The organism is Amycolatopsis kentuckyensis (genome assembly GCF_002155975.1).
GTDB classification, from domain to species: domain Bacteria; phylum Actinomycetota; class Actinomycetes; order Mycobacteriales; family Pseudonocardiaceae; genus Amycolatopsis; species Amycolatopsis kentuckyensis.
This window is the reverse complement of sequence record NZ_MUMI01000591.1, coordinates 1-10732: the sequence shown is the minus strand read 5'-3', so window position 1 is coordinate 10732 and position 10732 is coordinate 1. Positions and strand designations below refer to the sequence as shown.

At 71.1% G+C, this 10732-nt stretch carries 10 protein-coding genes; 5 read left to right on the top strand and 5 right to left on the bottom strand.

Translation table 11 applies throughout. The annotated features are described in order from the left end of the window. The 3 genes from CCN39_RS43105 to araD form a co-directional block, all read right to left on the bottom strand. The coding region (locus tag CCN39_RS43105; RefSeq protein ID WP_086852390.1) for an MFS transporter at nt 1–1180 on the bottom strand (1180 nt) is incomplete at its 3' end. A 51-nt stretch (nt 1181–1231) separates the two neighbouring features. Continuing rightward, nucleotides 1232–3016, bottom strand: coding sequence for a VanW family protein (locus CCN39_RS43100; RefSeq protein ID WP_086852388.1), 1785 nt, complete (start codon nt 3014–3016; stop codon nt 1232–1234). Nucleotides 3017–3145: 129 nt separating this feature from the next. Continuing rightward, on the bottom strand, nt 3146–4858 hold the full coding sequence (gene araD, locus CCN39_RS43095; protein WP_086852386.1) for an L-arabinonate dehydratase: 1713 nt from the start codon (nt 4856–4858) through the stop codon (nt 3146–3148). 74 nt (nt 4859–4932) lie between these two features. Between araD and CCN39_RS43090 the strand changes: the two genes are divergently transcribed. The 4 genes from CCN39_RS43090 to CCN39_RS43075 are packed head-to-tail and all read left to right on the top strand — an operon-like array spanning nt 4933 to nt 7987. After that, nucleotides 4933–5586 (top strand): GntR family transcriptional regulator, encoded by a 654-nt coding sequence (locus tag CCN39_RS43090; protein WP_086852385.1) that lies wholly within the window; start codon nt 4933–4935, stop codon nt 5584–5586. Then, the gene (locus CCN39_RS43085) at nt 5583–6086 is read left to right on the top strand and encodes a metallophosphoesterase family protein (RefSeq protein ID WP_086852383.1); all 504 of its coding nucleotides are present in this window, start codon (nt 5583–5585) and stop codon (nt 6084–6086) included. The genes CCN39_RS43090 and CCN39_RS43085 overlap by 4 nt, the downstream gene beginning before the upstream one ends. Before the next feature lie 9 nt (nt 6087–6095). Beyond that, the gene (locus tag CCN39_RS43080) at nt 6096–7082 is read left to right on the top strand and encodes a PHP domain-containing protein (protein WP_086852381.1); all 987 of its coding nucleotides are present in this window, start codon (nt 6096–6098) and stop codon (nt 7080–7082) included. 14 nt (nt 7083–7096) lie between these two features. Then, the gene (locus CCN39_RS43075; protein WP_086852379.1) at nt 7097–7987 is read left to right on the top strand and encodes a hypothetical protein; all 891 of its coding nucleotides are present in this window, start codon (nt 7097–7099) and stop codon (nt 7985–7987) included. A 36-nt stretch (nt 7988–8023) separates the two neighbouring features. Here CCN39_RS43075 and CCN39_RS43070 read toward each other — a convergent pair whose 3' ends face one another. Together CCN39_RS43070 and CCN39_RS43065 are read right to left on the bottom strand one after the other, a co-directional pair. Next, on the bottom strand, nt 8024–8863 hold the full coding sequence (locus CCN39_RS43070) for a chitosanase (RefSeq protein ID WP_086852377.1): 840 nt from the start codon (nt 8861–8863) through the stop codon (nt 8024–8026). A gap of 173 nt (nt 8864–9036) precedes the next feature. Further along, a complete protein-coding gene (locus CCN39_RS43065; RefSeq protein WP_086852375.1) occupies nt 9037–9627 on the bottom strand; it encodes a TetR/AcrR family transcriptional regulator in 591 nt (196 codons plus the stop codon). Between the two features lie 67 nt (nt 9628–9694). Here CCN39_RS43065 and CCN39_RS43060 point away from each other — a divergent pair. Further along, nucleotides 9695–10732, top strand: a 1038-nt coding sequence (locus CCN39_RS43060) for a flavin-containing monooxygenase (RefSeq protein ID WP_086852373.1), incomplete at its 3' end; no start/stop codon positions are given.

Below are 10732 nucleotides of genomic sequence, written 5' to 3'. Positions count from 1 at the left end.
CCCGCAGCAACAAGCCGGCCGCCCCCAGGGCCGCCACCACGCCGATCGCCACCGCCCCGGCCACGACGCTGTGCGGTGCCGCCCGCTCGGCCGCCACCCCGGCCAGCACCACGCCCAGCCCCTGCGACACCCGCAACGCCGTCAGCGCGAACCCGAACGCCTGGGCGCGCTGCCCGTCCGGCGTCAGCTGCACGAACGTCGTGTTCGCGATCAAGTTGTACGAACTGGCCACCCCGGACAGCGTGAACACCGCCAAAGTGGCCACCAGGTCCGGTCGCAGCGCACACCCCAGCAGTGCCCCGCACGCCAGCACCGCCAACGGCCCCAGCAACCGCGCGCGCCGCGACGGCGGGATCCGCGACAACGCCGCCATCCCCAGGACGTTCCCGAGCGCGTACGCCCCGAGCAACAACCCGACCACCGCCGCGCCGCCGCCGAGCTCGGCGGCGTACGGTGCCGCGATCGCCTCGCCCGCGATGTAGATCCCCGACACGCACCCCAGCGCCACCAGCGCGAGCCGACGGCGGTCGCGGGCCACCACCGTCCAGCCCGCCCGGACGTGGCTCCACCACCGGACCCCCGGTGCCGCCCGCGGGGGCCGGGGCTGCACGCCGACGGTCAAGAACAGGGCCGACACCGCGAAGCTCGCCGCGTCCGCCATCAGGGCGCCGCCCGTGCCGAGGCCGGCCACGAGCAGCCCGCCGAGCGCGAACCCGGCGACCTGGCCCGCCTGCACCAGCATCATCAGCAGGCCCATCCCGGGCACGAACGTCTCGCCCGGCAGCACCTGCGGCAGCAGCGCCGCCCGCGCGGAGTTCCAGACCGGGTTGAACAGCTGGACGCCGACCAGCAGCGCCGCCACCGCCGGCAGCGGGAGACCGGGCGCCGCCATCACGGCCACCGCGAGCGCCCGCAGGACGTCGGCCAGGACCATCACCGTCCGCGGCGGGTGCCGGTCGGCGAGCCCGGACAGCAGCGGCCCGCCGACGAGGTCCGGCAGGAACGTCAGCGCGTAGGTCAGTGCGGCCCAGCCCGGCGAGTTCGTCCGGTCGTACACCAGGATCGACAGCGCGACCCGTGCCAGCTGGTCACCGGTGACCGAAACGAGCTGGGCCGAGAACAGCGCGCGGAACTCGGTCACCGCGAGGACGTCCCGGAAACCCACCGCGCGGCCGTTCATGGGCACACACGGTACCGCCGCGAACGCCCAGCGTGAACGGCCGTTAGGAGGTCACTGCCCCTCGCCGCACACGATTTTCGGTTGCGGGTTGTAGTGGACGGTCCGGGTCGAGCGGCCGACCTCGCGGCCGGTGGCGACGTCCTTGAGCACGCGGGTGTTGCTGGTGGTGAACCCCTGCGCGCCGTTCGAGGCGTGGCAGTTCTCCGCCGGCCCCGGCTTGGTCGGCGGGTCGCTCTGGTTGGTCTGGGCGCCTTCGATCGACTCGACGGTGTAGCGCTTGGTGCCCCACAGCTTCACGGTGATCGACGACGGCGTCCAGATCGTCTGGATCGCGATGCCGGTCGGCGCGTCGTTGGTGAACTTGAGGTCGATGACGCTGGAGCCGTTGGGGTTCTGGAACACCGTCGCCTCGCGCGCGGCGGGGTAGCGGCTGATGTAGTAGCTGTGCTCCTTGTGCCCCGCGTCCTTCAGGCCCGCGAAGTACGACGCGTTGTACAGCGTCGTCGCGAACTGCGAGATGCCGCCGCCGACCTCGCGCCCGGGGGCGCCGTCCTTGATCACGCCCGCCTCGACGTAACCCTGGGCCGTGCCGCGCGGGCCGGTGAACCCGTTGAGGCTGAACGTTTCCCCGGGCTTGACGATGGCGCCGTTCACCTTCTGGGCGACGGTCCGGATGTTCACCCCGGAGTCGGCCGCGAACTTCTGGGTCGTGAACTCGCCGACGACTTCCTTGATGCCGAGCTGGTTCGCCTGCTCGGTGGTCACCTTCGCCGGGCTGTCCTTGTAGATGGCCGGGACCTCGCGGCCCTCGGTCTTCTTCAGCACGTCGGGCAGCGGCTTGAGGCTGGGGTCCCAGTCGATGGTCCGGCCGTCGGTGGAGGGGTCGACCGCGGGCTTGCCGCCCTCGAAGACGACGGTCGCGTCCTTGCCCTCCTTCTCGGTGGACTTCAGCTGCGGCCCGGCGGCTTCGGCGATCTTCGCGTTGTCGATCTTCGGCGTCAGCCCGCCACCCTCGGCGGGCTCGAAGGTGATCGCCGCGGCGATCGCCTCCGGCTTCACGGTCGCGTTCTTGCCTTCGCCCTTGACCACCAGCGGGCCGGAGACGGCGGGCCGCGCGAACCCGTCCAGCGCCGCCTGGACGCCCTCGGGCGTGGTGCGGACCGGCGTGGCGGTCACCGGCAGCGCCAGCGTTTCCCCGCTCGCCCACTTCTCGACGACGGCGGCGGTCGCGGCCGGCACGTCGAGCTTCTGCCCGGCCTTCGGCGGCACGGCGACCGGCTCGGCGCCCTCGAACTTCACGGTGCCCTCGACCGGGTCGCGGTCGACCTGGCCGCGCAGCGTCTCCAGCGCGGCGGTGAGCTTCGCGTCGTCGGCGTGGCTGACGACGCCGACCTCGCGGCTGGAGAACAGCGACGACAGGCGCGTGAAGGGGTTCAGCGGCTGCTCGCCGGCCTGGTCGAGGGTCTGCGGCCAGTCGAGCTTCAGCCCGGCGAGCGTCGGCGCCAGGGTGCCCTGGTACTCGCCCGCGGTGACGGCGAGCGGGCGCGTCAGCCGCGGCTCGATCTTCCCGCGCAGCTCCTGCTCGGCCGCCTCGCGGCCCATGCCGCCGACGTCGACGCCGGCCACGGTCACCCCGCGCGGGACGCTGCCCTGGCTGATCAGGATGTCGATCCCGTAGATCGCGACCAGCACGCCGAAGACGCCACCCGCGATCAGGCCCGCCTTGCGGAAGGAGCGCTTCGCGGCGGCGGGACCCGGATCCGGCTCGGGCCGGACGACCGGGAGGATCTCGGTCAGCTCGCCGTGTGAGTCGGGCCAGTGCGGTTCGTACGGCAACTCTCCACCCCTTCGACGCGGCACCGGGTTGCGTCGGTGACGGGACCAGCGTACGGGGCACCCGGACAAGCCGTACGACTCGCCCTAACGGGGGATGAACCGGTCACGATCTGGTGGATCGAGGCCACCTCACCCGGCGTCGGGTTCGGGGTTGTGCCCGGCCCTGGCGAGGAAGTCGAAGTCGCAGCCTTCGTCGGCCTGCGTGATGTGTTCGCTGTAGAGCGCGCCGTAACCGCGCTCGAACCGCGGCGCCGGGGCGGTCCACTCCGCACGCCGCCGCTCGAGTTCCTCATCGGACACCTCGAGCCGCAGCGTGCGCGAAGGGACGTCCAAGGTGATCAGGTCGCCGTCGCGGACCAGGGCCAGCGGGCCGCCGACGTGCGACTCGGGCGCCACGTGCAGCACGCAGGCGCCGTAGCTCGTCCCGCTCATCCGCGCGTCGGAGATCCGGACCATGTCCCGGACGCCCTGTTCGAGCAGGTGGGCGGGGATCGGCAGCATCCCGTACTCCGGCATGCCGGGGCCGCCGAGCGGGCCGGAGCCGCGCAGCACCAGCACCGAGTCCGCGGTGATCGACGGGTCTTCGATCCGCTTCTTGAGGTCGGGGTAGTTCTCGAACACGACGGCCGGGCCGGTGTGCGTCAGCAGGTGTTCCTCCGCCGCGATGTGCTTGATGACCGCGCCCGAGGGCGCCAGGTTCCCGTGCAGCACCGCGACCCCGCCCTCGGCGGCGACCGGGTTGTCCCGCGTCCGGATGACGTCGTCGTTGTGGACGCGCGCCGTCGCGAGGTTCTCGCCGAGGGTGCGTCCCGTGACGGTGAGCCGGTCGGGGTGCAGCAGGTCGGTCAGCCGGGAGAGCAGCCCGGGCAGGCCGCCGGCGTAGTAGAAGTCCTCCATCAGCCAGTCGCCACCGGGGCGGAGGTTGGCCAGCACGGGCACCCGGCGCGCGATGGCGTCGAAGTCGGCCAGCGAAACCGGGATCCCGCTGCGGCCGGCCATCGCGATCAGGTGGATCACGGCGTTGGTCGAGCCGCCGAGCGCGAGCACGGTGGTGATGGCGTCGGCGTAGGCGCGCTTGTCCAGCACCTGCGTGATGGTGAGGTCTTCCCAGACCAGGTCGACGATCCGGGCGCCGCTGGCCGCGGCCATCCGGTGGTGCGCCGAGTCGACGGCGGGGATCGACGCGGCGCCCGGCAGCGTCACGCCGAGCACCTCGGCGGCCGAGGTCATCGTGGACGCCGTCCCCATCGTCATGCAGTGCCCCGGCGAGCGGGCCAGCCCGCGCTCCAGTTCGGACAGTTCGGCGTCGCCGATCAGCCCGGCGCGCTTGTCGTCCCAGTACTTCCACATGTCGGTGCCGCTGCCGAGGACCTCGTTGCGCCAGTGCCCGCGCAGCATCGGCCCGGCCGGGACGAAGATGGCCGGCAGCCCCGCGCTGGCCGCGCCCATCAGCAGGGCCGGCGTGGTCTTGTCGCAGCCTCCCATCAGGACGGCGCCGTCGATCGGGTAGGACCGCAGGATCTCCTCGGTCTCCATGGCCAGCAGGTTGCGGTAGAGCATGGGGGTCGGCTTCTGGTAGGTCTCCGACAGCGTGGCGACGGGGAACTCCAGCGGGAAGCCGCCGGCCTGCCAGACGCCGCGCTTGACCTGCTCGGCGCGTTCGCGCAGGTGCATGTGGCAGGGGTTGATGTCCGACCAGGTGTTGAGGATGCCGATGACGGGCTTGCCGAGGTGCTCTTCCGGGTTGTAGCCGAGCTGGCGGCTGCGGGCGCGGTGGCTGAAGTTGCGCAGTTCGTCGCCGCCGAACCACCGGTGGCTGCGGAGTTCCTCGGGTTGCTTCATGGGTCCAGTATGGCATCTGATATACGATCGGTGGGCCTGGTTGAATTGGGGTTCACAGATCGAGGGAGCGCGCCATGACCGGGACGTTCAGCCTGCCCGCCTCCCGGACCGAAGTGGTCCTGGAGGAGATCCGCCGCGGCATCCTGACCCGGGAACTCGTCCCCGGTCAGCCGCTGGTCGAAGCGGAGCTGGCCGCGCGGCTCGGGGTGTCCAAGACCCCGGTGCGCGAGGCGCTCAAGGTGCTGTCCAACTCCGGGCTGGTGACGTTCAGCCCGTACAAGGGCGCGTCGGTGATCACGGTCGACGCCGAGCTCGCGAAGTCCGTCTACGACGTGCGGATGGTGCTCGAACCCGAGGCCGTCCGGCGGACCGTCGAGCAGCACGACCCCGAGCTGCTCGAAGACGCGGCCGAGGCGCTGAAGGAGGCGTCGACGGCCATCGCGGACAAGGACCAGGCGGCGCTGAGCCTGCTGAACCGCCGGTTCCACCGCGCCCTCTACCGCGGCTGCGGCAACCCGCTGCTGGTCAGCATCCTCGACGACCTCAAGGACCGCGCGGCGCTGATCAGCGTCGTCGGCTGGGAGGCCAACCCGAGCTGGAAGAAGGAGTGGACCGAGCACAAGGCGGTCCTCGCGGCGGCGAAGAAGGGGGACGCCGAGGGCGCGGCCGCGCTGCTGCGCGACCACATCGGCGGGTTCCTGGAACGGGTGCTGAAGGCCATCGGATGAGGCTGCTGCTGATCTCGGACACCCACCTGCCGGCCCGGGCGCGCGAGCTGCCGCCGCAGGTGTGGGCCGAGGTGGCGGCCGCCGACGTCGTCGTGCACGGGGGCGACTGGGTCGACGTCGCCCTGCTCGACGAGCTGGAGGAGCGCAGCAAGCGGCTGATCGGCGTGTACGGCAACAACGACGGCCCGGCGCTGCGGGCCCGCCTGCCGGAGATCGCGCGGGCCGAGCTCGGCGGCGTGCGCCTGGCCGTGATCCACGAGACGGGTGCGAAGCAGGGTCGTGAGCAGCGGTGCGACGCGCAGTTCCCGGACACCGACGTGCTGGTCTTCGGGCACAGCCACATCCCGTGGGACACGGTGACACCGTCCGGGATGCGCCTGCTCAACCCGGGGTCGCCGACCGACCGCCGTCGCCAGCCGTACTGCACGTACCAGACCTGCCGCGTCGAAGACGGCACGCTGACCGGCGTCGAGCTGCATCAACTGCCCCGGAGGGGGTAGACAGGTCCCATGGATCCGGCATGGGCGTTGCGGGAGATCGCGTTCCAGCTCGAACGCGCGGGTGAACCGACCTACCGCGTCCGGGCGTTCCGCAACGCGGCGGCGACGGTCGACAAGGCCGGCGCCGAAAAGCTGGCGCAGCTGGCGGAGAACGGCACGCTGACGTCGTTGCCGGGCATCGGCAAGGCCACGGCCGGGGTGATCGAGGACGTGCTGGCCGGCCGTGAGCCGGCGTACCGCGGGAAGCTCGTCGAAAAGGAGCTGCCGGACGGTGAGCCGCTGCGCTCTTCCCTGCGCGGCGACTGCCACACCCATTCGGACTGGTCGGACGGCGGGAGCCCGATCGGCGAGATGGCGGTGGCGGGCCGCGACCTCGGCCACGAGTGGATGGTCCTGACCGACCACTCGCCCCGGCTGACGGTGGCGAACGGGCTCTCCCCGGACCGGCTGCGGACGCAGATGCAGATCGTCGCGAAGGCCAACGAGCTGATGGCCCCGTTCCGCTTGCTGCACGGCATCGAGGTCGACATCCTCGACGACGGTTCCCTCGACCAGGAAGAGGAGCTGCTGGGAGAGCTGGACTTCGTGGTGGCGAGCGTGCACTCGAAGCTGCGGATGCCGGCGCGGGACATGACCCGCCGGATGGTGGCGGCGGTCCGCAACCCGCACGTCCGGGTACTGGGGCACTGCACCGGGCGCCTGGTGGTGGGACGCGGCCGTCCGGAGTCGGAGTTCGACGCGGAAGCGGTGTTCACGGCGTGCCGCGAGAACGGGGTGGCGGTGGAGATCAATTCCCGTCCGGAGCGCTTGGACCCGCCGATGCGCCTGCTGCGCCTGGCGGCGGAAATCGGCTGCGACTTCACGATCGACAGCGACGCGCACGCGCCGGGCCAGCTGGATTGGCTGGGTTATGGGTGCGAGCGCGCGATCAAGGCGGGAATCGGGCCGGAGCGGATCCTGAACACCCGCACGGCGGATGCGCTCTTGACCCGGTAGGTACCTTTGCGCGAATGCACGGCGACTCTTGCCTCCCGCTCGCCCGCGATGCCCTCCGGGCGACGGCCCGGCGCCTGCCGTTCGGCATGCGATTCGTCCGCCGGGTCTACCGCCACGCCCACCGGGACCCGTTCGGTGACTTCCGCCGGGGATCGCTGCCCGACGAGGTGTACCGGGAAGCCGTGCTGCGCAGCTCCCTCCGCAACGGGATCACGCTGCTCGCGCTCGGTCCGAGCCTGCTCGTCATCGGCGGCTTCAGCGTCGGGCTGGCCTTTTCGACGCCCTACGAGGACGGGCTCTGGGCCGCGCTGGCCCATGGCTTGCTCGCCTACAGTGCGCTGGTAGGGGTGCTGCTCGCCGTGGCCTTCCCGGTCTACGTGCGAGTGGTCGCCGCTTGGGCGCCGATCATGGTGTGTTTCCACCTCTTCCGGTGCCTGACCGAGATCGAGCGAGTGCGACGCCGGGAAGCGCGGTCGCAAACGGGCTCGCTCGCCGACGTCAAGGAATACCTCCGGTGCCGGAAGCTGTTCCGGAACCGGATCTCCGGGCACGCCCGCTACGTCACGATCGAACTCGGGTACCTGCAGCGCTGTGGTCGCCCGAAGGCGCAGCGGACGACAGCGGACGCGGTGGAACGCCGGCTGGCCTGGCTGCTGGAGAACTTCGACGACCCCGTCCGGCAGGAACACGCGATCCAGGTCCTGGAAGCGACGATCTGCCAGGTGGCAGGCAACCGGTTCTGGCGGCCGCCGGCCTTGCCCCGGCTGCCCTTCGGCCGCCTGCCCGAAGCGCCGCTCTACGCCCCGCCTTGGGTGCGGTTGCGTAACTGGCGGGGCAGCCCGTTCCTGCTGGCCTTGCTCCCGCTCGCCGCCGCCGTCGTCACCTTCGTCGCCAAGGTGGCCTGACCCCGGGGCGACCGGAGATCGCCCCGGGGTGCCGGCTCAGTTGATCGTGTACGAGTCGCCGTACACCTTCCACTTCAGCGGCGTGTGCAGGTCGAAGTTGCCCTCGCTCAGGAACTTCGCCTGCTCGGTGTCGACGCGCGAGGTGTCCGCGTGCGCCTCCTCCTGCTTCATGATCACCTTGCGAGCGGCGAAGAACGCCTTCAGGTACGTCGCTTCGTCGCCGCCCTGGGCGGGGGTCTTCGCCTTCTTCATCGCGGCCTTGCGGATGCCGCCGAAGCTGTCCGAACTGTCGCCGGGGCCGTGCATCACGATCGCGTCGTAGTACGCGAACTGGCCGAGGTTGCTCAGGCCGTCCGACTTGCCCTGGTTCACCGACGGGTTGAAGTAGACGCGGTCGCGCTCGTTGTTCTGGGCCGTCTGGAACGCCGTCGTCGCCGCGGCCTGCTTCCACGCGCTCTCGAACGCCGAGCCCAGGCCCGCGTGGGAGTCCGTGCCGTTCACCTTGCGCAGCGCCGGAAGGTACTTCGCCAGCGGGTTGTTCGGCACCGCGTTCGTGTACGCCTCGACGAGCTCGAGCATGTCACCGGTGCCGGAACAGAAACCGATGATGCCTGCGGTGTAACCACGGCCGTCGCCGATGTCTTCGATGTACTTGTACTGCGCCTTCCAGTCCAGCGACGAGTTTTCCGCGCTGGAGACCAGCTTCATCGCGATCTCCTTCTTCGCCGGCGCCGAAAGGTCGCCGACGGCGAGCACCGAAGCACCGGCGACCGGCGCCGGGGCGGCCGAGGAGAACGCGGGCGTGGTGATCACGAGGGCCGCGACGGACGCGGCGCCGAGCGTGCCGATGAGGACCGGCCGCAACTTCTTGCTCATGGGGAGGGGACCCTTTCCGCGGGATGCGCCGTCGGATCACGGCGATACGGGTGATGCGGGTGGAGCTGCGGCGTAGCGACACGGTAGCGAAGAGTCAGCGAGCTCCACAAGAGGTGGAATCCGTTCATGTTCGTGAACGGTCCAGACCACCGCACAGGGTCCGGAAAGGACGGTCAGCGCGCCCCGGCGAACAGCCGGATGACGTCCGGCAGCACGGACACCGGGATCGTCGGGTCGATCGCGCGCTGGACACCGAGCCCGATGCCGAGGCTGAGCAACGCCGTCGCGGCGTCGTCGGCCGACATCGGGAGCGTGATCCCGAACCGCTCGGCGTACCCGGTGAGCAGGCCGGCGATGGTGTCGCGGATGGCCTTGTCGCGCGCGGCCAGCTCGGCGCGCACGTGCGGGTCGCGACGCGCGTTCGTCGCGAACTCGACCTCGAGCGCGGTCCAGGCCTCGTCGCCGATGCTGCGCTCGGCCCACGTCTGGAACGCCGCGAGCAGCCCTTCCACACCTTCGGCGCCGGCCAGCGCTTCGGCGATCAGGGCGACCTGCTCGTCGTGGATCCGGTCGAGCACGGTCAGGCAGAGTTCGTCCTTGCTGCGGAAGTTCGAGTACACCGCGCCCTTCGAGTAGCCGGCCTCGTCGGCCACCTTCTCCAGCGACGTCACCGAGTAGCCGTCGCGCAGGAAGAGCAGCTTGGCGGTCTCGACCAGCTGCTCGCGGGTGCGCGCCTGGCTTTCCGCGCGGGTGAGTCGGGCCATGCCGGCAACACTAGCGAACCGCGGAATCGGGGTACCGATGGTTTTCGGATACTGTTAGTCTCCGAAAATGGAACAACGTCACTTCGCGGTCCTCGTCGTCGGTGCCGGGGCGTCGGGGCTGGGTGCCGCCATCCGCCTCGCCCAGGCCGGCGTCGGCGACCTCGCCGTGCTGGAGAAGGCCGACGCGCTCGGCGGGACCTGGCGCGACAACACCTATCCCGGCTGCGCCTGCGACGTCCCGTCCGCGCTGTACTCCTACTCCTTCGCGCCCAATCCCGAGTGGACACGCGCGTTCGCCGGCCAGGCGGAGATCCGGGCCTACCTGCGGGACACGGCCACGCGCTTCGGCGTCACCGGGAAGATCCGCTACGGCGTCGAGGTGACGCGCGCGCAGTGGAACGCCCGGGAGTCCCATTGGGAGCTGGAGACGTCGAAGGGGCCGTACACCGCCCGGATCCTGGTCGCCGGCACTGGTCCCTGGCACGAACCGCTGATCCCGGACCTGCCCGGGCTCGCCGGCTTCCCCGGCGAGGTCTTCCACTCCGCGCGCTGGAACCACGGCTACGACCTGACCGGCAAGCGGGTCGCGGTGATCGGCACCGGGGCGTCCGCGGTCCAGTTCGTCCCGGAGATCGTGCCCCGCGTGGGCCGGCTGCACCTGTTCCAGCGCACCGCGCAGTGGGTGCTGCCGAAGCCGGACCACCCCGTCCCGGGCGTCGAACGGTTCCTCCTGCGGCGGTTCCCGGTCCTGCAGCGGGCCCTCCGCGGCGCCGAATACGGCCTGATGGAGACGCTCGGCTTCGGCTTCCGGCACCCGTGGCTGCTGCGGCAGGTGCAGAAGATCGGGCTCGCCCACCTGCGTCTCGCCGTGCGCGATCCGGCGCTGCGCCGGGTTTTGACGCCGGACTACACGCTCGGCTGCAAGCGCCTGCTGATGTCGAACACGTACTACCGCGCGCTGACGCGGTCCACCGTGGACGTCCACGCGACCGCGGTGCGGTCCGTCTCCGGCAGCCGGGTTTGCGGCGCGGACGGCTCGTCGGCGGAGGTCGACGCGATCATCTTCGGCACCGGCTTCCACATCCTCGACATGCCGGTGTCGGCG